26 protein-coding genes and 2 pseudogenes are annotated in these 24,060 nt (G+C 69.4%); 18 read left to right on the top strand and 10 right to left on the bottom strand.

Annotation, left to right across the window (positions count from 1 at the left end; genetic code table 11):
- Positions 1-12 precede the first annotated feature (12 nt).
- Positions 13-453, bottom strand: coding sequence for a hypothetical protein (locus ACIQUT_RS37050; protein WP_403569717.1), 441 nt, complete (start codon positions 451-453; stop codon positions 13-15).
- Positions 454-457: 4 nt separating this feature from the next.
- Here ACIQUT_RS37050 and ACIQUT_RS37045 point away from each other — a divergent pair, with 4 nt between their 5' ends.
- Both ACIQUT_RS37045 and ACIQUT_RS37040 read left to right on the top strand, forming a co-directional pair.
- Positions 458-712, top strand: coding sequence for a hypothetical protein (locus ACIQUT_RS37045; protein WP_403569715.1), 255 nt, complete (start codon positions 458-460; stop codon positions 710-712).
- A gap of 29 nt (positions 713-741) precedes the next feature.
- Complete coding sequence (locus ACIQUT_RS37040) at positions 742-882, top strand: hypothetical protein (protein WP_403569714.1); 141 nt, start codon at positions 742-744, stop codon at positions 880-882.
- A gap of 329 nt (positions 883-1,211) precedes the next feature.
- Here the strand turns inward: ACIQUT_RS37040 and ACIQUT_RS37035 are convergent, their stop codons facing one another.
- Together ACIQUT_RS37035 and ACIQUT_RS37030 are read right to left on the bottom strand one after the other, a co-directional pair.
- Positions 1,212-1,406: a hypothetical protein gene (locus ACIQUT_RS37035; RefSeq protein WP_403569712.1), complete on the bottom strand. Its 195-nt coding sequence runs from the start codon at positions 1,404-1,406 to the stop codon at positions 1,212-1,214.
- A complete protein-coding gene (locus tag ACIQUT_RS37030; protein WP_403569710.1) occupies positions 1,403-1,783 on the bottom strand; it encodes a hypothetical protein in 381 nt (126 codons plus the stop codon). Before ACIQUT_RS37030 ends, ACIQUT_RS37035 begins: the two co-directional genes overlap by 4 nt.
- 496 nt (positions 1,784-2,279) lie before the next feature.
- On the opposite strand from ACIQUT_RS37030, the gene ACIQUT_RS37025 reads away from it, so the two are divergent.
- Together ACIQUT_RS37025 and ACIQUT_RS37020 are read left to right on the top strand one after the other, a co-directional pair.
- On the top strand, positions 2,280-2,786 hold the full coding sequence (locus ACIQUT_RS37025) for a hypothetical protein (protein ID WP_403569772.1): 507 nt from the start codon (positions 2,280-2,282) through the stop codon (positions 2,784-2,786).
- A gap of 38 nt (positions 2,787-2,824) precedes the next feature.
- On the top strand, positions 2,825-3,106 hold the full coding sequence (locus ACIQUT_RS37020; RefSeq protein ID WP_403569708.1) for a hypothetical protein: 282 nt from the start codon (positions 2,825-2,827) through the stop codon (positions 3,104-3,106).
- A gap of 39 nt (positions 3,107-3,145) precedes the next feature.
- Here ACIQUT_RS37020 and ACIQUT_RS37015 read toward each other — a convergent pair whose 3' ends face one another.
- The gene (locus tag ACIQUT_RS37015; protein ID WP_403569706.1) at positions 3,146-3,523 is read right to left on the bottom strand and encodes an ATP-binding protein; all 378 of its coding nucleotides are present in this window, start codon (positions 3,521-3,523) and stop codon (positions 3,146-3,148) included.
- A gap of 74 nt (positions 3,524-3,597) precedes the next feature.
- On the opposite strand from ACIQUT_RS37015, the pseudogene tap reads away from it, so the two are divergent.
- From tap to ACIQUT_RS36995, 4 genes and pseudogenes are all read left to right on the top strand, one after another.
- Positions 3,598-4,916, top strand: a pseudogene (tap, locus tag ACIQUT_RS37010) (telomere-associated protein Tap); the annotation flags it as partial.
- Positions 4,917-4,931: 15 nt separating this feature from the next.
- Entirely contained in the window at positions 4,932-5,495 is a 564-nt protein-coding gene (gene tpg, locus ACIQUT_RS37005) for a telomere-protecting terminal protein Tpg (RefSeq protein ID WP_403569705.1), read from the top strand.
- Positions 5,496-5,632: 137 nt separating this feature from the next.
- The gene (locus tag ACIQUT_RS37000) at positions 5,633-6,241 is read left to right on the top strand and encodes a hypothetical protein (RefSeq protein WP_403569704.1); all 609 of its coding nucleotides are present in this window, start codon (positions 5,633-5,635) and stop codon (positions 6,239-6,241) included.
- A gap of 117 nt (positions 6,242-6,358) precedes the next feature.
- The gene (locus ACIQUT_RS36995; protein WP_403569702.1) at positions 6,359-6,763 is read left to right on the top strand and encodes a hypothetical protein; all 405 of its coding nucleotides are present in this window, start codon (positions 6,359-6,361) and stop codon (positions 6,761-6,763) included.
- Positions 6,764-7,234: 471 nt separating this feature from the next.
- Here the strand turns inward: ACIQUT_RS36995 and ACIQUT_RS36990 are convergent, their stop codons facing one another.
- Positions 7,235-8,827 carry an ISL3 family transposase gene (locus ACIQUT_RS36990; protein WP_403569701.1) on the bottom strand — a complete coding sequence of 531 codons (1,593 nt, stop codon included), beginning with the start codon at positions 8,825-8,827 and terminating at the stop codon, positions 7,235-7,237.
- A gap of 264 nt (positions 8,828-9,091) precedes the next feature.
- Between ACIQUT_RS36990 and ACIQUT_RS36985 the strand changes: the two genes are divergently transcribed.
- The 4 genes from ACIQUT_RS36985 to ACIQUT_RS36970 all read left to right on the top strand — a co-directional run bounded on the left by ACIQUT_RS36985 (position 9,092) and on the right by ACIQUT_RS36970 (position 12,479).
- A complete protein-coding gene (locus ACIQUT_RS36985; protein WP_403569699.1) occupies positions 9,092-9,535 on the top strand; it encodes a hypothetical protein in 444 nt (147 codons plus the stop codon).
- Between the two features lies 1 nt (position 9,536).
- Positions 9,537-10,013, top strand: coding sequence for a hypothetical protein (locus ACIQUT_RS36980; protein ID WP_403569697.1), 477 nt, complete (start codon positions 9,537-9,539; stop codon positions 10,011-10,013).
- Between the two features lie 87 nt (positions 10,014-10,100).
- The gene (locus ACIQUT_RS36975) at positions 10,101-10,910 is read left to right on the top strand and encodes a leucine-rich repeat domain-containing protein (RefSeq protein ID WP_403569696.1); all 810 of its coding nucleotides are present in this window, start codon (positions 10,101-10,103) and stop codon (positions 10,908-10,910) included.
- A 261-nt stretch (positions 10,911-11,171) separates the two neighbouring features.
- A complete protein-coding gene (locus ACIQUT_RS36970) occupies positions 11,172-12,479 on the top strand; it encodes an IS256 family transposase (RefSeq protein ID WP_403569694.1) in 1,308 nt (435 codons plus the stop codon).
- A 128-nt stretch (positions 12,480-12,607) separates the two neighbouring features.
- On the opposite strand, the gene ACIQUT_RS36965 is transcribed toward ACIQUT_RS36970, so the two are convergent.
- Entirely contained in the window at positions 12,608-12,865 is a 258-nt protein-coding gene (locus ACIQUT_RS36965) for a hypothetical protein (protein ID WP_403569693.1), read from the bottom strand.
- A gap of 738 nt (positions 12,866-13,603) precedes the next feature.
- Between ACIQUT_RS36965 and ACIQUT_RS36960 the strand changes: the two genes are divergently transcribed.
- On the top strand, positions 13,604-14,656 hold the full coding sequence (locus ACIQUT_RS36960; RefSeq protein ID WP_403569691.1) for a S8 family serine peptidase: 1,053 nt from the start codon (positions 13,604-13,606) through the stop codon (positions 14,654-14,656).
- A 482-nt stretch (positions 14,657-15,138) separates the two neighbouring features.
- Here the strand turns inward: ACIQUT_RS36960 and ACIQUT_RS36955 are convergent, their stop codons facing one another.
- On the bottom strand, positions 15,139-15,405 hold the full coding sequence (locus tag ACIQUT_RS36955) for a transposase family protein (protein WP_403569689.1): 267 nt from the start codon (positions 15,403-15,405) through the stop codon (positions 15,139-15,141).
- Between the two features lie 169 nt (positions 15,406-15,574).
- On the opposite strand from ACIQUT_RS36955, the gene ACIQUT_RS36950 reads away from it, so the two are divergent.
- A complete protein-coding gene (locus ACIQUT_RS36950) occupies positions 15,575-16,909 on the top strand; it encodes an endonuclease domain-containing protein (RefSeq protein ID WP_403569687.1) in 1,335 nt (444 codons plus the stop codon).
- Between the two features lie 32 nt (positions 16,910-16,941).
- Positions 16,942-17,046: pseudogene (locus ACIQUT_RS36945) on the top strand (integrase core domain protein); the annotation flags it as partial.
- Positions 17,047-18,295: 1,249 nt separating this feature from the next.
- Here ACIQUT_RS36945 and ACIQUT_RS36940 read toward each other — a convergent pair.
- Positions 18,296-19,159 carry a LysR family transcriptional regulator gene (locus ACIQUT_RS36940; protein WP_403569685.1) on the bottom strand — a complete coding sequence of 288 codons (864 nt, stop codon included), beginning with the start codon at positions 19,157-19,159 and terminating at the stop codon, positions 18,296-18,298.
- Between the two features lie 92 nt (positions 19,160-19,251).
- Between ACIQUT_RS36940 and ACIQUT_RS36935 the strand changes: the two genes are divergently transcribed.
- From ACIQUT_RS36935 to ACIQUT_RS36925, 3 genes are all read left to right on the top strand, one after another.
- A complete protein-coding gene (locus ACIQUT_RS36935) occupies positions 19,252-19,989 on the top strand; it encodes an SDR family oxidoreductase (protein WP_403569683.1) in 738 nt (245 codons plus the stop codon).
- A 256-nt stretch (positions 19,990-20,245) separates the two neighbouring features.
- Entirely contained in the window at positions 20,246-20,506 is a 261-nt protein-coding gene (locus ACIQUT_RS36930) for a hypothetical protein (RefSeq protein WP_403569681.1), read from the top strand.
- Positions 20,507-20,755: 249 nt separating this feature from the next.
- Positions 20,756-20,929 carry a DUF6207 family protein gene (locus ACIQUT_RS36925; protein ID WP_403569679.1) on the top strand — a complete coding sequence of 58 codons (174 nt, stop codon included), beginning with the start codon at positions 20,756-20,758 and terminating at the stop codon, positions 20,927-20,929.
- Between the two features lie 380 nt (positions 20,930-21,309).
- Here the strand turns inward: ACIQUT_RS36925 and ACIQUT_RS36920 are convergent, their stop codons facing one another.
- Both ACIQUT_RS36920 and ACIQUT_RS36915 read right to left on the bottom strand, forming a co-directional pair.
- Entirely contained in the window at positions 21,310-21,744 is a 435-nt protein-coding gene (locus tag ACIQUT_RS36920; RefSeq protein WP_403569677.1) for a pyridoxamine 5'-phosphate oxidase family protein, read from the bottom strand.
- Positions 21,745-22,298: 554 nt separating this feature from the next.
- Positions 22,299-22,808, bottom strand: a complete 510-nt coding sequence (locus ACIQUT_RS36915; RefSeq protein WP_403569676.1) for a hypothetical protein — start codon at positions 22,806-22,808, stop codon at positions 22,299-22,301.
- Between the last annotated feature and the right edge of the window lie 1,252 nt (positions 22,809-24,060).

Below are 24,060 nucleotides of genomic sequence, written 5' to 3'. Positions count from 1 at the left end.
GAGCCGTGGCGGTCACGCGCTCACCCCCGCGACGGCGACGGCCAGGAGTGCGGTGACGTCGGCGCCGTGCGGGTCGGTGTGGCTGTCGATGCTGTTGAAGTTGAACACGGCGCCCTTCGCGGTGACGGTGAAGCCGGGGATCACGGTGGCGGCGCGGCCCGTCGGCTGCGTGTTGAGGCGTTCGGCGTCGCGGGAGGCGAGCCAGGTCTGGGTGTAGGGGCCGAGGCGCAGCGGGGTGTAGCCGGTGGTGTCGGTGCGGCGGACTTCGACGTGGACGCCGTAGTGGGCGGGGGTCATGCCGATGTCGTCGGGGAGGGGGAGAGGGGCGGCGGCGTGGGTGAGCGTCGCGTAGGCCGGCTGCCAGGCTCCGAGGATCGTGGTCGTCTCGCAGCACAGCCAGCCGCGGCCGTAGCCGACCTGGCGGCCGTGGAGGTGGCGCGGCGTTCGGGGCATCGGGGTGGACCAGGGCGACGGCGACTACCTCGGTGCCGTGGTCGTCGCCGGGCCGGGTGTGTGCCCACTCGATGAACGGGCCGATGCGCACGGCGACGTCCCGGCCGCTGCCGGGCGTCCACGGCTCCGGGGTGCGTACGGCGGCGACCATCGCGCGGAACTTGTCGACGGCGGCCTGATCCTCGGGGGCAAGGGCGCCGGCAGCGTGGCCACAGCGGAGGAAGCGTCGGATCATCGTGCGGTCTCCTGCTCGGTGTAGGCAGTGGGCGCCTTGAGGACGCGTGGCAGATGGACGTGGAGGTGCTCGACTACGACCTCGCGGCCGCGGTCGCGGAGTGTTCGGGCCAGGAGTTCGGTAAGGCCGCTGGCTCGGTGCCGCCCCCGCAGCCGATGGCGATGTGGCGGGGGCCGGCGGGCAGGTCGGCGTAGTCGACGAGGTTGGCGAGCAGCTCGCGGGCGCCGGGGGTGTTGAGGACGACGTCCTGGACGCGGGGGTTGAGGCCGTCGAGGTTGAGGATGTCGCGGGCGGCGGCCGGGTCGCGGAGCCGGTCGCGGACGTCTTCGATCCGATCGGCGGCGGCGGGGCGGGGGAGCCGTCCTGGCCGGTGGGCAAGTGCAGGTAGCCGAACGAGGTCAGACGGATCGGGCGCATGGTGCCTCCAGGACGCTGGTGAGGAGGAGAACGGCGGAGCGCCGCCCCGGCCGGGAGGCTGGGGCGGCGCTCCGGGTGGTGGCTGGTCAGGAGTACGGGGCGCCTCCTACGCGGCCTGGCCGGTGAGGGCGCGGAGCAGCAGCTGCTGGTTGTGCTGCTGTGCCGTGGGGGTGAGCGGGGCGCGGCGCAAGCGGGTGGACCAGTTCGGATGCGGTGCCGGCTCGGGATAGGCCAGAGCGCGGTCGTTGCCGACAGCGTCCGGCTGGGCCGGATTGTGCCGTGTCTGCGAGGTGCCGCTCATGACCCGGCCTGCAAGCGCAGGTGGGGGAGCTGGTGGAGCACGCGGGCCACCAGGTCCGGCGACGGCCGCCACGGTCCGAGCTGCCCACGCTCGATCGGGATGGGCAGGGCGAGGGCCTGGACGTCGGCGAGGAGCAGGTGGTGAAGGCCGGGCTGGGCCCACTCGGAGCAGAGCCGCTCGTCGTTGGGGTCTTGGTGGGAGCCGGTGATGCGGGCGACGCCGACCAGGGCGCCGGTCACCAGGTCGCGGCCGCGGATCGTGCGGGCGACCAGCGGCAGGCGCAGGGCGGGCCGGTAAGTGGCGGCATGGAACCTGCGGGCGCGGGCGCGACGAGAGCTGCGAGCCGCGCTGGCCCCTGTCGACGCACGCGTCCTCAACCGGACGGTAAACGACCCTTTCGCCCCAGAGCATCTGCACTGGTGGCACCGCCGTATCGAAATCTGAGGAAGCCATGACGCGTCTGGCCCCGCCGAGCACTCTCTATCCGGCAGCCGTTCCACCACTCGTCCCCGGCCGGGAGGTCGGCCAGGGCCAGCGGGTGCGGGTGCGGCCCGTCGGCGGCGCGGCTCACGCGCGGGCCTTCTCCGCTTACTGCTGCTCCTGGCCGTCATGGTCGTCATCCTGGCCGTGGCCGGTGTTCGGGCCGTGAACGGTGTAGACGATGTCCTCGCTGTCGTCCAGGTCTCCGTTGAGTGCGCGGACGAGGCAGGTGGCGCTGTACGGGGGCGCCCAGGCCCGGCCGGTGCATTTGTCGCGGTGACCGCGTCGCGGAGTGCGACGCGCGGTTTTCCCGGTGGGCTTCCATCCTGGAAGGAGGGCTGTGTCGTCGACGGCCCGCGGAGCGCGGCTATCGGAAACCTGCTGGAGGCCAAGATGCCCCGAACTGTCGCGGCCCGGAAGGCCGAACGCCGCGAGCATGCCGACTACACCGGCGCCGTCTACGGATCGATGCTCGCGGCTTCCGTCATCATCGGTGCCGGCAGCCTGGGCGACTTTCCACACCTGGAACTCATCACCCTGCTTCTGCTCACCGGCGCGGTCTTCTGGATCGCGCACGTGCACGCGACAGTGTTCGGCGAACGGTTGGCGCAGCGGGCCCCAACCCGCAGGATGGTGCTACGTGCCTGCCGCGACGAGTGGCCGATCCTCAAAGCGGCGATTCCGCCCGCCGTGGCGGTGGCGGTCAGCCCACTCTTGGGCCTGGATATGCCCGGCACCCTCTGGCTGGCGCTCGGGGTCGCGATCTCCGGTCAGATTGGCTGGTCCATGGCCGCCGCCCGCCGGGCCGGAGCGTCATGGCGCCAAGTCGCCGTCACCGCCACGGTCAACCTGCTGATCGGCCTGCTGATCGTCGCCTTCAAGCTGCTGCTGAAGCACTGATACCGGCTAGTAGTACTTCGTTAGGTTGAGTCGGGTGGGTGGGTGGGGCCCTTGCTGGGCCGGGCTGGGTAAGCCTGCGCGACCGCCTGCCCGAACACGCCCACGCCGCCGGGTATTCGATGATGTACGCGGTCCAGGGCGCCGGATACAGCCTGACGGCCTCGCTGTCGGCGCTGGTACTGCGGGTGGCCGACGCGTCCACCGCCATCCTGGGCGGGGTGGTGGTCGCCGTGGTGATCACCGCGGTGAGCGCGCTGGCCGAGCGGGGGCCCGCCCGCGTGGGGCGGCCCCTCGGAGCAGGGCAGGACGCGCCCGTGTGAGACGCCGCCGCTCCGGCCCGGATCCGCGGCCCGCATCGTTCAGGCGGTGTCCAGCGGGAGCCGGGCCACCAGGCGGGCGCCGCCGAGCGGTGATTGTCCGGCGGTGAGGGAGCCGCCCAGGCGGGTGGCGATGTCGCGGGCTATGGCCAGACCCAGGCCGGAGCCTCCCCGGTCGCAGCTGCGGGCGCCGTCGAGACGGGTGAACCGCTCGAAGACCCGCTCCCGGTCGGCTGCCGGGATGCCCGGCCCGTCGTCACGTACTTCCAGGACGGCCGTGCCCCCGGCCTCGTCCTCCACGTGGAGGGTGAGGCAGACCTGCCGGTCGGCGTGGCGTCGGGCGTTGTCCAGCAGGTTGGTGACGAGCCGGGAGAGCCACAGGGAGCTGCCGCGGACCGTGGCCCCGCCGGCGATGTCCACATCGACCGGGACCCGGTCGCCCCGGCGGCCCCGCGCCGCTTCCCGCGCGAGGTCCGCCAGATCGACCGGGGCGTCTGGACACCCGCCACTGGGGCGAGGCCGGACAGCTCCCACCTGCGGAACTCGCCCGGCTCCTGGGCGTGTACGCGACCCGGGTCATGACGCCGCGCGGCTCCACCGCCGTCACCGGCCTGGAGCAGATGACCGCGCTGCACCCGCCGACCTACGCCGTGCGGGACGAGGAGACCGGCGCCCTGCGCCAGGCCGCCGAGAAGATCCCCGGCTCCCTGGGCAAGGACCCGGTGGCCTGCGCGCCGTGCGAGGCGCCGGACGGACACCCGCTGCTCAAGGACTTGGGGCGCTTCCACGTCCGCGGCCCCGGCGAGCGGCTCTTCGAGGAGGCGTACGACTGGGACCCGGCCCATGACCGACGCCGAGCGCGCCCTGCGCCACCTCGTCGGCCTCGACGTCAACATGGCCTTCGCCGCGGGCGCCAACGGGCTGCCCGTCGGCCTGGGCGCGCCCACGCACGTCACGAACCCCGTCTTCGACCCGAAGCTGCCCGGCTCGTGGCTGGTCGACCTGAGCCACGTCGACATGTCGAAGGTGAAGGTCGGCAAGGAGTGGGTGCAGCTGGACGGCTCGCTGCTGCCCTCCCCGTTCACTCCGCAGGGCGAGCGAGGCCCCGACGGGGCCGGCCTGGTACGCCACGCCGACGGTGGCGTACGCCGTGGAGCTCGGCTGCGACGTCGCGCCGACCGAGGCGTACGTGAGGTACGACAACGGCCGCTACCTGGACGGCTGGTACAACCGGCTGCGGGACGCCTACCTCGCCACCATGGCCGACCTCGGCGTCGACGCCGACCTGTCGCCGGAGGACTTCCTGGCGGCGATGGACGGCTACAAGCAGCGTGACCCGCAGATGGCGATCGTCGCCTCGGCCATCAAGGCGACCGTCAAGGGCGGCCTGGGCAAGCTCCGCGAGCGGCCCCGCGGCGAGGGGTGGCGACCGGGCGAGCCGTGGCGCGCGCTGGCCCGTCCGACGTGGCGGCCGGACATCCGCGCGGCGGTCATGTCCCGCACCCGGATCAACCTGCACCGCAAGATCGTCAAGCACACGGCGTTCACCGGTCAGTACCCGATCGCGATCCTGTCCGACTGCGTCGTCTACGCCGCAAGCGGCGAGACCCCGCTGGACTTCCTGTCCTACCGGGAGGGCAAGCCGCTCCCGGGCGGCTTCAAGCTCGGGGTGAACCCCGGCCTGGTCAAGTGGGAGGGCACCCAGAGCGTGCTGTGGGGCGAGGAGGTCCGCGAGCGGTTCAACGCCCCGGAGCTCAGCCTCGCCCGGTACATCAAGGACGGCAACGTCACCGACGACGACAACGGCGAGTAGAGGAGCAGGCAGGCGATGAGCACGGAGTTCGGGGACGGCCTGGACGCCGCGGTGCAGAAGGCGTTCACGCGCCCGGCACCCAAGGGCGCGGGCACGCAGATGCGGTACCTGGTCAAGCAGCTCAAGGCCACCGAGACGGTCGCCGACCTGCTCGGGATTTCCCAGCGGCAGGTGGAGCGGTACGTGGCGGGCCAGGCCAAGAGGCCGCGGGCCGACCTCGCCGCGCGACTGGAGCGCGAGGTGAAGAAGCGGAGGCAGCCGCAGATCCGGGCCAAGGCCCGGGAGAAGGCGGCGACGACCGGCGGCATCGTCATCGACGCCCACGCCCGTCTCGAGTACGCCGGAGCGCCGATGGACACGACGGACGAGGACTGCATCCGGCACCTCACCGTCGCCCTGCCCCCGCAGCACGCCGCCCGGCTCTTCGACGCCCAGCAGCAGGGAGCCGGTGAGAACACGCTGCGCAAGCTCACGGCCGAAGCCCTCAAGGAGGTCTACTTCCAGGACGGCGGCCGCCGCGCCGGCTCCCTCGAAGAAGTCGAGATCAACGACGTGCTGGACCTCGAGTTCGACCTCTAGCCAGGCCGCACCCCGAACAGCCCGTGAGCCCCTGTGGCTGAGCGCTTCAGTTGGCGAGTGAGCGCGATGCTTGGCGATCTGAGTGTTGGGTGTCGGGGCTGGCATGATCGCCGGGTGACAGATCTTTGCTTTCTCGCATGCCGGGGATCGGTGCGGCTGTGCTGCTGGGGTGGTTGCTGATGGTTTGGTGGTTCCGTCGGCGGTCGAAGCCGGACGAGGAGCTGGCCAAGCTGCTGGTTGAGGCGGAGCTGGGCGACGACGTGGCGATGGGGAACCTGGCGACGGCCCTGCATCTGAAGGGCGACCGGGCTGGCGCGCTGCGTTGGTGGGGCCGGGCATGGGCGGCCGGGAACGTGGTTGCCGGCTTCAACCTGGGCATGCTGCACGCGGTGGCTGGTGACGCGAACCACGCGCAGGTGATCTGGGAGAAGGTCGCAGCGCTCGGTGATCCGGACGCCATGCTGGGTCTCGTCAAGCAGGCGCTCGATCGTGGCGATGCGGCTGGTGTCGAGCGCTGGGCGCCGGTGATCCTCGCGCAGGACGAGGCGTTCCCGATCACCGCGCTGGGCGTGGCTTTCTGGGACCACGGCGATCTGGCGCGGGCCGGGCAGGCGTTCCTGCGCGCCGAGGATCTGGGCGACGGGTACGCGATGGAGTACCGGGCCCGGATCCTGGCCGCCCAAGGGCAGGACGAGGAGGCTGACGCGCTGCGAGCACGGGCGGCGACGGCTGAGCGGATGCTGTAGGAGCGCGGCAAGCCAGCTCCAGTTTCCATCCGCGTGAACCGGCCCAGCAGACGCTCAACTCGCCAACTGGAGCGCACCTGGCTGCGGCAGTGGGTCGCCTCGCCCGCAGGACGCCGCATGGGCCTGGAGGCGATCCCTGACGAACCGGTGAACCCCCGCCGCCTGCGGCGGACGCTGTCTGTCGAGATGGCTGCCCGCCCCGGTGGACTGCTGGCCACCAAGGTCTACTTCAAGCACCTCCAAGTGGCCACCAGCGAGGGATACGCCGGCTGGCCGGGCGGCGCCCAGGCCGTCTTCCACCACGACTGGAAGAAGGATGGCTTCGTAGGTGAGAACGGGGTTCTGGCACAGATCTTGGGGAGCCAGCGCGGAGAGTCATCACGGTGTTCGAAGATGCGGGAGGGCCTGAGCCTCGGATCTGCATCCGCTGACTGTCTCACAACCTCCAACAGTGATCAGCCGATGGTCACGTCTCGTGCATGGACTCGTGCTGGGTCGAGGTGGAGTTCGTACGCGGTGTAGCACTCGCTGATCTCTGTTCCCACTGCGGTGCCGCACGGGCACAGTCGATTCAGCCCGCCCTGGCCGTGCAGCCCGCAGCAGCCTCCGTGGTCCCCTTCAAGGTCGGGCAGCAGGTCCGGCGCGTCGTCGGGATGGAGAACGATCGTATTCCGGGGGCCTGCGGAGGTGAGGAACCCGTCTCCGTCGGGATCGGCAACAGCCGGGCCTCCGGGAAATACTGCGACGCATTCGTTCGTGGGAAGGAACGGGGCGCCCCATGGCTCGGGCTCCAGAGCGTAGAACCCCTGGTTCATGGTGGCCTGGGCCCGGCGGTACCCGTCAGGTCCGATCCGTCCGTCGAACTCGGGCCTGACCAGGATCTCGGACAGCTGCACAGCCCTGGTCAGAGGGCGAGCGCAGGCGGCACACACAAAAGTGATCACATGAAGTTCTAGCCCGCCGAACCCACATCAGCAAGAGTCTGCTTCCGGGCTACTGCAGCAGGATCATCTTCCGGAGCAGATGGAAGCCGGCTCGGCCGTAGAGCTGTCTCTTGATCTTCTTGATGCGGTTTACAGCTCCCTCGATGCTGCCCGAGTTCCAGTCCAGGGTGAGGCCGGCGGTCACAGCGTCGAGATCTCGCAGCAGGTGGAGCGCGAAGCCGGTGAGCCCGGGCAGCCGGCTGGCGTCGACTACGTCGATCCAGGCAGGAAGCGTGGCGCCGAGGCGGCCGGCGAGCATCTCGCCGAAATCGCGGACGTGTCCGGCGGCCGTGTCCAGTTCGGGGCAGCGGGTCAGGACGCCCTTGAGGCCGACGCGGTCTTCCTCGGTCAGGGCGGCGGGGTGGCGGGTGAGCCAGCCGGTCACCTGCCGTACCGTCGGCGGCAGTGGCGGTGCGGCGGACGAAGTCCCGCGCAAGGTGGCGATGTGGGCTCGGACCATGCCGTAGGTGACGGGAGCCTGCTCGGCGACCAGTTCGCCGTGGAGTTGGGTGACGCTGGTGCATCCCTCGGTGAATCGTCGTTCGAGGTAGGGCTTGTAGGGATCGAGCCTGCTGGGCCGGGGCCGGGTCTCGCGGATGGTGTTCTGCCAGCCTGCGGCGTTCGCGTACCGGAGCACGGTGTTGAGGCCCCAGCCCAGGTGCCGGGCGATCGCCCGGCGTGAGTGGCCCTGGGCGAGCATCTCGTGGACCAGGGCGTGTGCGGCCTTCTTTCGCGCGGCCCGCCGGCCGACGGGCTCTGCGTCGTCTTGCGATCGCCCTGAAGTCGGTCGGGTGGCCTCCGGCAACGTGCCGCTGGGCGCCGGGGTGCGCAGGCAGTCGCGGTGGGCGGCGACGCAGGTCTCCACGGCCCGGCCGAGGCCCTGCCACAGATGGAACCGGTCGGCGACCTGCAAAGCGTCGGGTGCACCACGCCGGGCGCCCTCCGCGTAGGCACCCGCCCGGTCCCGGCAGATGATCTCCACGCCGGGATGGCGGTCCAGCCAAGCTGCCAGCGGCCCAGCTTCACGGGTCGGGAGCACGTCGACCACGCGATGGTCTTCGACGCTGGCCAAGACGGTGGAGTAGGTCTGGCCGCGACGGATCGCGAAGTCGTCCACACCCAGCACGCGTGGAGTACTGAATCGCGGATCGGGCAGTGCCATGACCCTGCGCAGCAAGGTCATCCGTCCCGCACCGAAGCCGAGCTGGGCCGCCAGTCGAGCGCCGGCTCGTCCCGCCAAGGCGAGTCCCACCCGTTCCAGGGCGCGGTTCAGCCGCATGGTGAACCGCGCGTACGGCACGGCCAGCCGGGAGAACGGCTCGGCGAACGTCCGGCGTGGACAGACCGCCGACCCGCAGACGAAACGCCGGACCATCAGCCGGATCACCAGGCCCTGCTCAGCGAGCGGAAGGTCCCTCAGCCTGCGCCGGTAACGATCGTGGACCCGGTCCGAAAAGCGGCCGCAGTCCGGACATGCAGCGCCGGCCGCTCGGCCTCTCGCCACCATCTCGACCGTACCGAACACGGCCGTAACCGCCTCGACCTCCACCTCGTCGATCCCGTCGAACACCAGCGAATCCCAGAACGGTGCATCGGTCTGCATGACCAGCACCATCACTGTTCACAGCCAGCCAGAGCAGCGAACAGAATGCACCTGAGGGAGCGTCACTTCCGGCCGTCAGACGCCAAGGCGTACGCCGTCTCGCACGAGCCAGTCACTCGCAATCGAACACCGAGGTCACGCTCCGCAACGACTCCCCAAGATCTGTGCCAGAACCCGCAACTCACCAACAAAGCCAAGTAGGAGGAGGCGAAAGAGAAACTCAAGCGGACCGTCGAGGCACACCGGCAGTTCGAACAGGGCCAGATGCCCGCCGGCCCCGGAGCCGACGCGCTGCCGGCTTCCTTCCGGGCCGTTGAGAAGGAGCTGGCCGACCACGAACCGGGCCCCGCGAAGGTGGTCACCGACCGGCAGATCGAGCTGCTGCTGAAGAAGAGGGCGTCGGTCCTGCACTTGTCCGCAGCGAACTACTGCTGGTTCGAGGATCCGGCGAAGGCGCTATGTCTCAAGCTCGCCGGCACGAGGTCCGCACCAGCTCCGCTGACCGGACTGTGTGACAGCTCCCGCTGCCCGCAGGCCACCCACCACATGGTCCACCGTTCCGTCTGGCAGACCACAGCCGACAACGGCGCCGTCCTGCTGGCCAGCCCTCGAATCCCGCCCGCAGAGAAGGACCGACATCGAGCCGAGCACGAGCGGTCCACACAGGTCCTCGAAGAGATCGACACGGCAGCCGGAAAGGCAGGATGACATGGCCCTCAGCCAGCAGCAGCGCGATCAGATCGAGCGGCGCATCCGCGCGGCCATCGACCGGCTGCTTGCCGGACAGATCCCACCCGGCGGCGCCTGCGACGTCCAGACGCTCGCCCGCGAGGCCGACATCTCCCGCGCCTCCCTCTACCGGACCTGGAGCCACCTCAAGGACGAGTTCGAGAAGCGGAGGGCAGCCCTCTGGGCAGCTGGCCAGCAGCCCGCCCCCTGCGAAGCCCGCATCGCCCGACTACGGGACCTCAACCAGCGGCTCACCGGCAAACTCGCCCGTACCCACACCGCGCTCACCCAGGTCAAGGAGCGTCATCGGCTCCTCCTGTTTGTCCAGGCCGCCAAGGACGACGAGCTCCAGCGGCTCCGCCGCGAGCTGAGCACGTTCGACAACACTCTGGGGTCAGTCTCGGATGTGGACCAGGGTGACGACCCTGCTGGTGTCGTCACCCTGCCACGCCGCTGATGTCACACCACGATGACCGGCAAGGTCGAGCCCCACAGACGACGCGGTGGCCTCATGGGGTCTGCGGCGCCCTCGTATCTTTGCGCCATGACGAGCGAGAGAGAGCCACAGCTCTACGTGAACCGCTGGGGTGACACGTCGGATCCGGCCCCGGAGCGACGCGGGATTCGCCAGGATGCTTGCGCGTGTTTCGACCAGTCCAGGCCGCATCCGCGAGCCCGGGTCGGATTTCACACCGAGCGCCAGGACACGTCCGCCCCGGGCTGGCTGCGTCTGCTGGAGCTGATTGACGAAGCCGCGGCCGACGGGCGCGAGGAATTCCGCCCTCTCGTGGAGCTCAGCCCGGAGGAACGGCGGCAGATCGTCACCCTGCCTCCGAGCATCGCGCGGCTGACCATGGTCAAGCACCTTGTGCTCTACGGCAGCAACCTGGTCCGGATACCGCCCGAGATCGGTGCCATGACGAGCCTTGAAGAGTTCACGCCCTACACCTCTTACCGGTTGCACTGGTTTCCTTACGAACTCACCCGGTGCCAGAAGCTGTCCCGCAGCACGGTGAGCACACGCGCAGTGTTCGGCAACTACAAGCTGCGACCGCCCTTTCCCCGCCTGCAGCCTGACCTGGACTCCGTCACGGAGCTCGCCCTGGAAGACCTCGATCCCAGACGCTGGGGCACCACAGCCATCCACAGATGCAGCGTCTGCGACCGCCCGATCGAACAGGCTGGGCTCCAGCAGATGTGGATTTCACTGCGCGTGGCCACAGACGTATTGCCCCTGCTGGTGAACGCCTGCTCCTCGGCTTGCGTCGCCGCGCTGCCCAGCGGTGCGCGGGACTACATCCACACGCCGCACAAGGGGGGCCGAGTCGACCAGCCGCCGTCCGATTGGGACTGACCAAGCGGGCGCCGGACGTCATGCAACGATCACCCCGAGAGCTGCACTCCGGGCCGAAGCGTTGACGCTGGACTACCGAGACACCAATTCCACCGCACTGTCCCAGCTCCGGAGAGGGCTGGGGCGGCACTGAGAAGGCTTCCGCTTTCCGAACGTAGTCGCTGAGTTTCCGCTGGTCAGGCAATGGTTCCGGCTGTTTGGTGGGAGAGTCGGCGCATCGTGTCGTCCGGGACTGTAAATCGTTTGGTGTAACTCCCGATCATGGAGGATGCACCGATGACCAGTGAGAACGTGACCGAGGCCGAGATCAGCAAGGCAGCCGAGCCGCAGCCAGCGAGGGCGGTGGATGACCGGCTGATCGACGAGTTGGTTTCCCGGGCTCAGGCTGAGGGCCTGCAGCTGACGGGCGAGGGCGGGCTGCTGCAGCAGCTGACAAAGCGGCTGCTGGAGTCCGCCCTGGAGGGCGGGATCACCGATCACCTCGGCTATGACAAGCATGACCCGGCCGGGAAGAACGGCGGCAACTCCCGCAACGGCACCCGCGCGAAGACCGTGCTGACGGACGTCGGACCGGTGGAGATATCCGTGCCCCGCGACCGTGACGGATCCTTCGAGCCGAAGATCGTCAAGAAGCGGCAGAAGCGCCTGTCCGGCGTCGACGAGATGGTCATCTCCCTGTCCGCGAAGGGGCTGACGACCGGCGAGGTCCAGGCCCACCTCGCGGAGGTCTATGGCGCCGAGGTCTCCCGGCAGACGATCTCCACGATCACCGACAAGGTCCTCGACGGCATGGCCGAGTGGCAGAACCGGCCGCTCGACCCGGTCTATCCGGTGGTCTTCATCGACGCGATCCACGTGAAGATCCGCGACGGCGCCGTCGCCAACCGGCCCATCTACGTGGCCCTGGCCGTCACCAGCGAAGGCCGACGCGAGATCCTCGGGCTGTGGGCCGGCGACGGCGGCGAGGGCGCCAAACACTGGATGCACATCCTCACCGAGATCAAGAACCGCGGCGTGAACGACGTCCTCATGCTCGTCTGCGACGGCCTGAAGGGCCTGCCCGACGCAGTCGAGACGGTCTGGCCGAAGACGATCGTGCAGACCTGCGTCGTCCACCTGCTGCGGAACTCTTTCCGCTATGCCGCCCGCCAGGACTGGGACAAGATCGCCAGGCTCCTCAAGCCCGTCTACACCGCGGCGACCGAGGAAGCTGCACTCGAGCGGCTCGCCGAGTTCGCCGATGCCTGGGGCCGGAAGTATCCGGCGATCGTGAGGCTCTGGGAGAACGCCTGGGAGGAGTTCACCCCGTTCTTGCGCTTCGACACCGAGATCCGTCGCATCGTCTGCACCACCAACGCGATCGAATCCGTCAACGCTCGCATCCGGCGGGCGGTCAAGGCCCGCGGGCACTTCCCGAACGAGACCGCAGCCCTGAAGTGCGTCTACATGGCGATCATGTCCCTGGATCCCACGGGCAAGGGCCAGGCCCGCTGGACCATGCGCTGGAAAACCGCCCTGAACGCCTTCGACATCACCTTCGACGGCCGGCTCTCGGCAGCACGTCAGTAACCCCGAACCCCCTCGTTACACCGCTCGATTGACAGACCCCTCCGTCGCGGCTACGGCTTTCAGGCGCGGACCGGGGCGGACTCGCCGTCCCGGGCAGCCCGGCACCACACGCGCCGGGCTGCCCCGGCCTACGAGACGGCGCGCACCGAGTTCGCGGTGGGGAACCGCGGCGGCCGGGGGATTTGGGCTTCCACCGGCCCGCGGTTTCCCTTCTGGCTGGAGAGGGGGAGTTCGCCGTCGTTGACCTTCCGCAGGACGTCGCCGGTGTTCTTGAGGGCTTGGGAGACACGGGTCTGCAGTCGCGGGTGGAAGGGCAGGGTGAGGGGCACAAGGGCGGCGAGCGCGGCGGGGTTGGGGAACGATGTGCTCTGCAGCTGACGGATCACCTGGTCGAAGGCGATGCCGAGCTTGAGAGGCAGTTGTACCGAGGAGCGCTCCAGGGAGCCCAGCAGGATGGCTATTGAGCCGAAACGGTTGGGGTTCTGGGTCGTTGTAGTGGTGTGAGCGATCTGGTGGGGGACGCGCGGCACCTGTCGCCGACGGCGCAGGAAGTGTTGCGGCGCGGCGCCGGGAACCGCGGCGGGCGCGTGTGTCTCCTGACCGGCAGGAGCGCGAACGTGACGCCGTTTCCGTAGTTGTCCGTGATGGTGGCGTGGTCTCATCACGCGGTGTCCGGTCCTGGTGGGGGAGTGGGCTGTCGCGGTGAGTCGGCTACTGCATTGGGTGCCCTTCCCCATGTTGTTCACTGGTCCGCTCTCAGTCTGCTGCCAATGATGTTGGTCGCAATCTTCAGGACCCGCGTGCGTGCGGCAGCGAGCGATCGCGGCTGTTTGTGCCCTGGTCGTTCGTCTGCGCATTCGACAGCATGAGGGAGCATCATGCGGGCTGCACGCCTTACGAGGTTCCTACTGGGGGCGGCTTTGCCCTTGGCAGCGAGCTTGGCCTTCGTACCGTCCGACGCGCATGCCCGGACAACGGATACCGAAGCACGGCTGGCACCCATTGCGGGTTCACCGATGGCGGGAGCAGGCGAGAGGGCGGCGACGTCCAGGCGTGTCTGCAATTCTGCACCAGGGACAGACAGGGCAACCTGTCTGTCCCTGCTCCGCACTGACCTCCCTGCGGTGGCGTCCCTGGCACCCGGCAGCCTGCCGCAGGGGCTCGGCCCTGCCGACATTCGCAGCGCCTACCAACTACCCCGCTTCGCCGGTCAGGGGCAAACAGTAGCCCTCGTCAATGCATTCGACGACCCCAACGCGGAGAGCGACCTGGCGGTCTACCGCAGCACGTTCGGCCTGCCCCCCTGCACCACGGCAAACGGCTGCTTCCGCAAGATCAACCAGAACGGTGGCACGACACCGCTCCCCCCGCCCGACCCCGACACCAGCTGGGCACTGGAGACCGCCCTGGACATCGACATGGTCAGCGCTGCCTGTCCCGCCTGCAAGATCCTGCTCGTCGAGGCCAACGACGACACGTTCGGCAGTCTGCTCACGGCAGTGGCCCAGGCCCGCGCCCAAGGCGCGAAGTTCATTTCCATGAGCTGGGTCGACCCGAACGGTGAGAACAACATCCAGCCCGTCCTCGACCAGATCTACTTCAATGTCCCCGGTATCGCCTTCGTGGCCGCCTCCGGCGACGTCGGTGGCGTCGTTCACTGGCCGGCCGCCTCCCAGTACGTCACCTCCGCCGGGGGCACCTCGCTCAGGCGGAACCTCCTCCCCGTACCGGGCCCGCAGCTCCTGCGCTTCGGGTGGTACGAATCGGCGTGGACCGGCGCTGGCTCCGGCTGCTCCCAGGTCCAGCCCAAGCCATCCGTCCAGACGGACCCCCTCTGCCCCCGCCGCACCTCTGCCGATGTCTCTGCGGTCGCCGACCCGTCGACCGGCGTGGCCGTCTACGACACCTTCGGGCCTGGTGACCCCGGCTGGAAGATCGTCGGAGGCACCAGCGCGTCCTCGCCGCTGATCGCCTCCATGTACGCCCTGGCCGGCACCCCGGGCCCGAACGACCGCCCCAACTCCTACCCCTACGCCCACCGCCTGAACTTCTGGGACATCGACCGCGGCATTGCCGGCCCGTGCCCGAGCAACACCTACCTGTGCAGAGCGGTCCGCGGCTACGACGGCCCCACCGGCGTCGGCAGCCCCCGAGGAGTCCGCGGCCTACGCCGCTGACCGCAGGACAGACACGGAGTAAAGCGGCGGTGGCCAGGACGCGACCTGGCCACCGCCGAACCATGCATCTCAAGACTTCGCTCCCCATGCATCCGCCTCGTCTGCAGAGTGCACGGATACGGCCGATACTGACTTCGGCTCGTCAAGGTGGCGCCGGGGTGTCGAGGACCAGGTTGGTGCCGGCTATGCAGCGTCGGGGGTGTCGGGCCTGCACTGAAGGCGTTTGAGCCGGTTGCGTACGAGGGCTTCGAGTCGGTCGAGGGTGACATGGCGAGGTTGGCCGGGCTGCGCTTGCGCGCACCGGGTGCACGCGAGAGTGCCGGGCATCGTCGGAATGGCGCGTGCCCCGTGCGGTGCGGGACATCGTGGTGCGCGAGAGTGCGCCTCCGCCAACTTGAAGTTGCTGGTCAAAGGGCTGGTGTGACTGGTGCTCGGAGTGCTCGTGCTGATGGTGGGCGGAAGCCCACGTAGAAGATCATCCGTCACCGGTTGACTTCGAGGTTCGTCAGGACGAGCAAGGCTCGAAGGAGTTGGGTGGCGCGGGCGGGGTCGGTGCGGAGTTTGGTGAGGATTCGCCAGTTCTTGAGGTGGGCGAAGCCGTGTTCGACCGGTGCGCGTCCGACGGCGAGGACGCGGTTGGCCTCCTTCTCGCCCGGGGTGAGTTTGTGGGTTCGGCTGGCGGCGTAGCCGGTGACGATTACGGGGTCGAGGATGTCGTTGTCCAGGCCGAGGAAGCCGAGGTCGGCCAAGGCCCCGAGGCCGACGGGGCGGGGGCTGCCCGCGACGGATTGCCCTGCCCCGGGACGGATTCCTTCGTTCTGCGTTTCCTGGGCGCCCGCCGCTGGCCAGGCTGCTCTCCCGGCGCAAGAACCACGCACTGGCTGTCGCTCCACTGGTGCCGGTCGTTAGTCTTTCGGTATGTCCGAGCGTGTTGTCCCGGGCCGGGCAGATGGTCTGGTCACTCTGGCCGCCGCCGACGGTGTGTGGGCCAGCCTGACGGCCGGTAGCGCGGTACCGGCGATTTCCGCGGTATTCACCGGCTTTCCTTCTGATGTCCGGCCGGGGCGGTACGTCTTGCTCGGTGCCTGTGTGGTGGAGCTGGTGAGGACGGGCGGCGGCCGGTGGAGTGTTCCGGAGGCGGAGGTGCGCCGGGCGGCGGCGGCATGGAACGCGGTGGAGATGGAGGCCCTGGACCTAGTCCGTATCGGCCCGTTCCGGGGTGTGCCGGAGCAGGAGCGCGCGGGTGGAACGCTGCGTGGCTGGCGCCGGCGCATTAGTTGGGAACTGCAAGAGGCAGATCGTCCCGGACGCCAAGCCGGCCATGAGCCCGGACCGTGGTCTCATCTGGCGGGGGTCGACTGGCGGCGGCTGCTGGTGCAGCGGTCCCGCGGCAGGGTGGAGCGGTCGTGGTGGCTTCCGCGTGCCGTGGTCAGGCTGCTGGACGCGGCCGAGCACACCGAAACCGAGTGGCTGCACACCACGCGGGCATGCCAGGCGGACACGGCTTTCACAGAACAGCACCGCCCCCGGGCCACTGATAGCCAGTCCACGACGGGCGTGAACGGTCCCCCCGTCCCGCGGCGCCCGTATACGGGGGAGCTGCGAGGTCAGTTGTACTCGGTGCTGAGCCGCAAGCCGGGTATGTCCCGCCAGGTGGCCGGGTGGGTGTGTGCCGTCTGCGGTACGGCGCCGGCTGCTGTGCTGGATCACTGCCATGAACACGGCTATGTCCGTGCCCCGGTCTGCCCGTCCTGCAACACGCTGGAGCGCCCCGACCACCTGTACGACAACGACATCCGCGTCGCCGCCCGTTACCGGCGCCTCTTCGACACCGACGCGGTCGGCTGGCTGCGCCACTGGCACCGCTGTCCGGGCTGCCGCACCCGCACTACCCTGCCTCTGCCTCACCTCGCCGCATGGACCGCCCACACAGCCACCCGCACCCTGCGCCCCTCCCACCCTGGGTCTCGCGGGCGGAAGCCCTGCGGGGTGCTGCGTGTCTCGTGGACGGGAAGCCAGAACACACCTCGCTCCTGCCTGCTCACCGTCTCCGTCGACTTCTGCCCCTCCGGTGAGCACCGCGTCCTGGCACGGGTGCCCTACCGGGAGGCTGTCGAGCGGTTCGGTACCTGGCTGGCCGAGACCGCCCCTGCTGTGGCGGCCGCCGCCGGACCCGACCGCCTGGACGGTCTCCCTGTCGCACCTCGGCCCGTCATCGCCGACACCAGTGGCGAAGGCCTGGCACTCTTCTGACCGAACACCAGCAAAGTGGCTCCAGAGTGCCGGACGGCCTCGTCGCCTTCGACGCGAATCTCTACTCGGTGCCAGCCCGCAAGGTCCGCCCCCGCCAGCTGGTCGAGGGGTGTGTTCGGGCGGATCGAAGCCGAGTTCGCAGAACTGCCGGTGGGGTGTGGGGCCTTGGCGGTGGGCCCACGTGCACTTCCGCAACCCGTCCGGCCACACCGGGCAGGCCCGCACCGCGAGCCTGCCTGCAGGCGCGTTGGCCGAGTGCTTCGGCGCCGAGGGTGCCCCTCGACTGAGATGTCTGGCGCTTTCCCCGACCCGAATCGGGAACAGCGCCAGACACCGGTGGAGCCGTGCTCGGCGTGTCCATCGGCGCTGGGGATCAGCCGTGACTGCGGCGCCGGCCAGATGGTCGAGCTGGTCGCTGCGGTGTCAAGGCCCGCCACGGCTGTTGGGTGGTGTTGTGCGGTTTTCCGGGCGCGTCATGCCGGGGTGTGGCATGCCGGGGGTGCGGCCCCGGCAGGCGAGGCCGGGCCGGGAGGCAAAGGAATGGGTGGGACCGTGCGCGTGGGGCAGGCGAGGGAACTGATCGGTCAGGCGGTGACGGACGCGGTGCGCTCCGCGTTCACGGCCTGGTTCAACGACATGGACTACGCGTCCGGCCCCGCCCCTGGCCTTCCAGGCCGGGCGCGAGCGCGCGGGCCACGAAGCCTCCCGCATTGATGACGCTCTTTGAATTTCCCCACCCGTGCTCAGGTGTGTCCCCAAACCTGCTCAGTTGATCTCACCTACCCCGCCCGGCCAGCTGACCGGCAGCCCCCGACCACCCACGACCAGAGGAACTTGGAGAACCCGACCACCGCGCCGGCCCCTCGCCATGCCCACCAACCAGCAGCACCGCCCCAAACGACCCCGCTCGGCTACCCAGCAGCCGCAACTGAAACGGCGAGGTTAACGCCCACTGAACCCGCAAGAGGGCATCTGGTCGCTGGTCAAACGCGACATCGGCAACCTCGCCGCGGCCGACCTCGGCCAGATCACCCGCGCCGTCAAGCGCAGACTCAAGCAGATCCAGTACCGCCCGGACCTGGTCGACGGCTGCCTGGCCGGCACCGGCCTGATCACGGACGACTGACCGACATCACGAATTCAAGTTCAGTAGCAGCGACCAGGCGGCCGGGCCGCGTAGCCCAGCCCCCGGGTCGGCGTAGCGGGCGCCGTAGTGGTGGAGGGCCCAGCCCACGGCGCTCAGCGCGATGCCGGGCTTGCGGCTGCTCGGGCTACTCCGGAGGGTCCGCCGGGGGGCCTCCGGCGCCGGCTCGTAAGGGTTCGGCGGAGCCTTCTCCGGAATGTCCAGCGGCTCATCAGGCTCCGCCGGACGGGGGCAGGACCTGGTCATAGCCGTGCGGCCGTGCGGATCAGGCCGGCCAGGGCGAGGGAGCGGCTGTGGGCGGGCCAGGCGATGTGGGTCACGACGGGATGCGCGTCGGTCAAAGGGACGGCCGTGTGCTCGGCCCACAGCCAGGAGCGGGCTGAGTCGGGGACGACCGCCACGGTGCGTCCGAGGGCGATCAACTGGGCCAGTTGCGTCTGGTTGTGGATCTCGGGGCCCGGGCCGGGTGCGTAGGTACCGTGGGTGGGCCAGCGGGCGAGCGGCAGATCGGGGACGTCCCTGACATCGGCCAGGGACAAGGTCTCGCGGGCGGCGAGCGGGTGCCCGGCAGGCAGGACGGCGACCTGTCCCTCGGTCGTCAGTGCCTCGCTGTCGAACCCCGCGAGGGAGTTCCACGGCGCGTGCATGAGCGCGACATCAGCACGTCCGTCGCGCAGCAGCTCTTCCTGCTCGCAGATGCCGCACGGCAGCACCTCGATCTCGGCGCTGTCGGGCTCGGCCGCGTAGGCGTCGAGAAGCTTCCGCAGCAGTTCGTGCGACGCGGCGGCCTTCACCGCGAGGACCAGCCGACCGCTGGGGCCGCCAGGGCTGTCGGCACCGCCGGCGCGCCGGGTGCGGCGAGCGGCGGCAGCGGTCGCGTCGAGGGCCGCCCGGCCCTCGTGCAACAGCACCTCTCCGGCATCGGTCAGGCGGACACCACGGCGGTTGCGCTGCAGCAGGCAGACCCCGAGGCGCCGTTCGAGCTGCTGGATCGCCCGCGACAGCGGCGGCTGGGCCATGCCGAGGCGCTCGGCGGCGCGCCCGAAGTGCAGTTCCTCGGCGACGGCCACGAAGTACCTCAACTCGCGGGTCTCCAGGGTGTCCACGGCCGCAGCATACGCGGTGATACCTGGCAGGTATGACAGGGCACCGTATCGGTGTTGGCCGCGCCACTCGTCCGCGAGCCAACATCATCAGCATGAGCGAAACGATGATCGCGCTGGTGACCGGCGCGAACAAGGGCATCGGGTACGAGATCGCGGCCGGGCTGGGCAGCCTCGGGTACCGCGTCGGTGTGGGAGCCCGCGACGCCGCCCGACGCGAAACCGCCGTCGGAAAACTGCGCGCCGTCGGCGTGGACGCGTTCGGGGTACCACTGGACGTGACCGACGACCGGAGCGTCACTGATGCCGCGGAACTGGTCGAACGGCTGGCCGGGCGCCTGGACGCCCTGGTCAACAACGCCGGCATCTCGGGCGAGATGGGCCCGGGGTGGGAGCAAGACCCGACCGTACTCGACCTGGAGGTGCTCCGCACGGTCGTGGATACCAACGTCATGGGTGTCGTCCGGGTGACCAACGCGATGCTGCCACTGCTGCGGCGCTCGGCCTCGCCACGCATCGTCAACGTCTCCAGCAGCGTCGGCTCCCTGACCCGGCAATCAGACCCCGACACCGAGATCGGCCCGATCATGGCGGCCTACGCGCCGTCGAAGTCATTCCTCAACGCCCTCACCGTCCAGTACACCCGGCAGTTCACCGGGACGAACATCCTGATCAACGCCGCCTGCCCGGGCCTGGTCGCCACCGACTTCACAGGCTTCCACGGACCCCGCACCCCCGAACAGGGCGCGGCCACAGCGATCCGGCTCGCCACACTGCCCGACGGCGGCCCGACCGGTTCGTTCTTCGAGGACGACGGGGTCGTCCCCTGGTGATCACAAACCCGCCATGGTTCCGCAGAAACCAGAGGCAACCCCGCAGCTCAACACAAGATCCACAGACAAGCCCAACGCAACAGGACATCCGCGCAACGCTCCAGGGCACCGGCGCGTACCTCCACCGGGCCGGTGACAACTGGGCTGCGGAATCGGCGCTGGTGACAACGGGCTCGCGCATCTGGTCACAAGTGCCCCTGCGAGTCCGGCGCGGGCCGCAGGTCGGCCGGCGACACCGATGACATCTAACGCTGCAATGCACACCTTCGGGTCCGACGCCTCGCCACTCCACGAAGTCGGGGTCGGTGAGGTCTACGTCTTCGGCGTTCTCCAACCCGGCGGCCGCGAGGAAGACCCTGATGTCCGCTGGGTGGTGCGCGACCCCGATGGCGACGCCGTCGTAGCGCACCCGGCGCCGACCCTGCTCGTCGGGCGGGTAGACGATCAGCTTGGCGGACATGTGCCCAGCCTCTTCCCCGCCCTCCCCACCGGCACCCGGCCGCGCGCGAACGGGTGACGCACGCCCCGGTCAGCAGCTCGCGGACAGCCGCGCCAGCACTTCCGGCCGCTGGGTAGGAAGTACGGGGTACGGCCCTGGCCACCCGACAGCACGAGAGCGCCCTGCCGGGCGATGCTCGCGGCCGGAGCCAGGCTCCGAATCCCTCGTACAGGTGAAGCCGAGGCCGCCGGCGAACCGCCTCGGTTCCCCCGCCGTCGCATCGGTCATGAAGCTGATCGACGAGCAGCACATCGCGGAGCCGGCCTGGTGGTGCTGGACCTCACCGGCGAGAACGAGGACACCGTCCGGGCCGTCATGGCCACGCTGGAAGAGCGCTGGGCGACCTCGGGCATCGCCCCCGTACGCCGGGATCCCGGCGAGCCCGGTGTCCGGTCCCGGATCTACGCCGACATCCTGCGCCCGGGGCGGGAAGGCCCGTAACCCGGCCCTGGGCAAGCCGCCCTCGCGGGTGGCTTGCCCAGGGCCGCCTTGGGCTTGCCCGGCCGCCGGCGCCCACAAGGGGTGAGCACGCCCCGTGCTGTGGCAGTTGGAGCACGGTCCGCCGCCGGGCGTGCTGTGCGCGTCGATGGTGTTGACGGCGTCGCGCAGGAGCTGGGTGAGGCCGTCGACGTGGGCCGGGTGCAAGGCGAGGTGGTGACGCTTGCCCACGAGGACCTCCAGCGTCTCCCCTGGAAGGGCGTACCCCGGTTCCGTGCGGGCAGAGCCGCCCACCTGCGGATCTTCCAGTTCAGGTGGGCGGAGAGGTTGTCGAGGATGCCAGTCGGCCGGAGTCTGGGGCGTCGTCATGGGGGCAACGCTGGCTAGTCGAGCATCCTCCGGAAATCGAAGGTGTTCCACTGTTCGGGCCGCATGTGGATCGCGACGTTGCCGGCCGCGGACTCCTCCGTCGCGTTCACGTAGTCGGTGGCGGCGTCGCCCATGTAGCGCGCGGCCATGTCGAAGCGCTCTTGCTTCGAGGTCGGCCTGATCTCGGTCACGGGACCTTCCACCGACACGTACCGGTAGTCCTCGACATCGGCCACCTGCGCGCACAACGCGAACCGGCCCGCCTCCTCGATGAGCCGGGCCTTGCGCGCGCCGGGGGCTGTGATCACCATGACAGACCCGCCCGGCTGGTACTCGTACCAGATCGGGGTGGTCAGCGGGGCGCGTTCCGGCTCCGCCGTGACGCTCAGGATTCCGACATACGGTTCTGCGAGGAATGCCTCTCGTTCCTCTTGGGTCATCGGACGCATAACCGACACCTTAGCCACCGCCGGGCCGGCGCAGAGGGCCCTCAGGGTTAGGCAGTCCTCCGGCGCGCCCGGCCTCCGCCTCGGCCCAGCAGCGCTCCTGGGCCAGCACGACGCAGTGCAGGCCGCCGCCCACATGCCACACCATCACCGGATCCGCCTCGTCGCCGTGTTCAACGCACCAGGACACCGGGACCACGCCGCCGCACTCATGCCGCACGCAGCCGCAGGCCTGGCACGGGCCGGCATACGCCACCCCGTGCCGGACCACCCCACCCCCGGCCGCCAGCTCGGCCAGCGCGTCGGCATCCGCGCCGACGGCGAGGACGCGGTTGGCCTCCTTCGCCGGCTAGCTGTTCGCTCACCCGTTCAAGGACTCGCTCGGTGACGGCGAGTTCGTCCCGCTCGGTCCGCACCTCCGCCAGCGGCTTGGCCAACAATTCCTCGAGTGCGTCCAGTTCCGCGCGCGCCGCGCGGTGATCCGTTCCAGCAGCTCAGGATCCAACGTGCACCGGATCGTAGAAGACCGCCCAACCATCGCGGGCAAGAACCGGCGGTCAGCTTCCTGCCTCTGCTGTCGACTGCTTGACCAAGAACTGTTTCGCCGCCTCGACCGCTTCCCTGTTGAGTTCCTCAATGGAGACTCCCCAGCTCTCCTGGCAGTCGTCCCAGCTGAGTGCACAGGAGACGAGGGGTTCCAGATCTTCGGGATAGCCAAGGTCATAGGCGATGTCTGCCCAGATGATGTGGGTGCCGGTGGCAGGGGCCAGGGATCCGTCAACGATCTGACCAGCGACCCAGTGGGCCATCGCCCACTTCGCGGCGCGTGGATCAGCGGGGGGTTGGAAGACCAGTCCCAACTCCTCCAGCACCTGATCGAAGAGCGCTGGGGCTTCGGGCTCTTCGGTCCGGAGGAGGCCGGCCAGCATGGAGAGGGAGGGGCTCTCAACCCCGGCAATCAACGCGTCAAGCCCTGCCTGGATGAGCCGGTCGGACCCGACGTGACTGCAGAATGCCCGCTCGCGCGCGATGTGACTGAACTGCTTGAGGGCGTCGTCGGGGGTCATCAGCGTCTTCTCGGTCGGCGTCTGGGAGCAGAAGGCTTGCACATCCGCCGACGGTGTTGCATCGCGATTCTCTTCGACCCAGCCGTGCTGACAGACGATCTCCTCCGCAGACGCACGCCCACGACCAGCACGAGTACCTTGGGGACCGATCACACCAGCCTTTTGACCTGCAACTTCAAGTCGGCGGCAACTCAGTCGAGCTCCTCCCACTGCCCCACGTCACCGACGCCGACCCTGCCCACCACACCGACCACCTGGGCACGTACCACCAGCCGTACTCGGACGTGCGGGCGGAGCCCATCGTGGTCCGCGGCTGACACGAGCCCGCGGCCCGGCCCGCTACAGCTGGTACAGCACCACCCGCACCCCGCTGGCACCAACCTTCCGCCCTCTCCACCACCACGTCGCCTTCCATCTCCCTCCCCCTTCCTACCTACAAGTCCGACCAGTCACCAGCTGCATTCCGAGGGCTGACCAGGCAGGGTGCAGCACAACCGCAAGAACCGCTTCCCCCGTTGATTCCCCCCTTGCCTCCCCCCACGTTTCCCTCCATGTGTACCCCCGTGGTGCACGCCTGCCGGGCCCACGTCAGGCACTCCGAGCGCTGCCCGCCGCCCTCCCACAAGGAGGTCAATCCACCGACCCATGCGCGGCCGGTGCTGCATACCGTTGGGCATCAGGTGCGCACAACCCTCTGCACGGACGCTTCCGACGTACTGGCCGCCCTCGTCATGTCAGCGGCCGGGACGGCGGCGACAGACTCCAGCTGCGACGCTGCCGCTCGTCCAAATGCGGGAACAACACCGCGAACTTCACAGTGAGTCGGTCACGAGTCTCGTCCGGGATGCGCATACCACACCAACGAGCCTCAGAACGGGAAGCAACACCTTGATTCCCTGCAAGCCCTTAGGAGCGTGTCCAGTAATCAACGCCGGGCCTGCCATCGGGCGATTGCTCCACTCATCCGAAAATATGATGTCGTATTTCCGCCAGCGTTGGTGTGTCGCCCACGAGAGAGTCGGCGACGGTTCGTGTTCCTGATCGCGGACCTGTCTGTCTGGCACTCCGCGAAAGGCACAGCGCATGCATGTCGTCCCCGGGCTCAAGGTCCTGTACTTCGGAACTCCGGTGGTGCTGATCAGCTCACTCAACGAAGACGGGGCCTCCCCCTGAGTGGTGGACACGCTGATACTGGATCTGCTTGATCCGGAGGAAGCGAGAAGACCGCCGATGGCGATGAGGGACTACTCGG

This window comes from Streptomyces sp. NPDC090445 (assembly GCF_044769385.1).
Classification (GTDB): Bacteria; Actinomycetota; Actinomycetes; order Streptomycetales; family Streptomycetaceae; genus Streptomyces.
The sequence above is the reverse complement of the archived record's forward strand: the minus strand, read 5'-3'. Positions and strand labels throughout refer to the sequence as shown.

Coding starts and splice junctions, on each gene's coding strand:
- ACIQUT_RS37050 (WP_403569717.1), bottom strand. CDS start 453: ATGCCCCGAACGCCGCGCCACCTCCACGGCCGCCAGGTCGGCTACGGC.
- ACIQUT_RS37040 (WP_403569714.1), top strand. CDS start 742: ATGGACGTGGAGGTGCTCGACTACGACCTCGCGGCCGCGGTCGCGGAG.
- ACIQUT_RS37035 (WP_403569712.1), bottom strand. CDS start 1,406: ATGAGCGGCACCTCGCAGACACGGCACAATCCGGCCCAGCCGGACGCT.
- ACIQUT_RS37025 (WP_403569772.1), top strand. CDS start 2,280: ATGCCCCGAACTGTCGCGGCCCGGAAGGCCGAACGCCGCGAGCATGCC.
- tpg (WP_403569705.1), top strand. CDS start 4,932: ATGAGCACGGAGTTCGGGGACGGCCTGGACGCCGCGGTGCAGAAGGCG.
- ACIQUT_RS37000 (WP_403569704.1), top strand. CDS start 5,633: ATGCCGGGGATCGGTGCGGCTGTGCTGCTGGGGTGGTTGCTGATGGTT.
- ACIQUT_RS36995 (WP_403569702.1), top strand. CDS start 6,359: ATGGGCCTGGAGGCGATCCCTGACGAACCGGTGAACCCCCGCCGCCTG.
- ACIQUT_RS36990 (WP_403569701.1), bottom strand. CDS start 8,827: ATGCAGACCGATGCACCGTTCTGGGATTCGCTGGTGTTCGACGGGATC.
- ACIQUT_RS36985 (WP_403569699.1), top strand. CDS start 9,092: ATGCCCGCCGGCCCCGGAGCCGACGCGCTGCCGGCTTCCTTCCGGGCC.
- ACIQUT_RS36980 (WP_403569697.1), top strand. CDS start 9,537: ATGGCCCTCAGCCAGCAGCAGCGCGATCAGATCGAGCGGCGCATCCGC.
- ACIQUT_RS36975 (WP_403569696.1), top strand. CDS start 10,101: ATGACGAGCGAGAGAGAGCCACAGCTCTACGTGAACCGCTGGGGTGAC.
- ACIQUT_RS36970 (WP_403569694.1), top strand. CDS start 11,172: ATGGAGGATGCACCGATGACCAGTGAGAACGTGACCGAGGCCGAGATC.
- ACIQUT_RS36950 (WP_403569687.1), top strand. CDS start 15,575: ATGTCCGAGCGTGTTGTCCCGGGCCGGGCAGATGGTCTGGTCACTCTG.
- ACIQUT_RS36935 (WP_403569683.1), top strand. CDS start 19,252: ATGAGCGAAACGATGATCGCGCTGGTGACCGGCGCGAACAAGGGCATC.
- ACIQUT_RS36930 (WP_403569681.1), top strand. CDS start 20,246: ATGCACACCTTCGGGTCCGACGCCTCGCCACTCCACGAAGTCGGGGTC.
- ACIQUT_RS36920 (WP_403569677.1), bottom strand. CDS start 21,744: ATGCGTCCGATGACCCAAGAGGAACGAGAGGCATTCCTCGCAGAACCG.
- ACIQUT_RS36915 (WP_403569676.1), bottom strand. CDS start 22,808: ATGACCCCCGACGACGCCCTCAAGCAGTTCAGTCACATCGCGCGCGAG.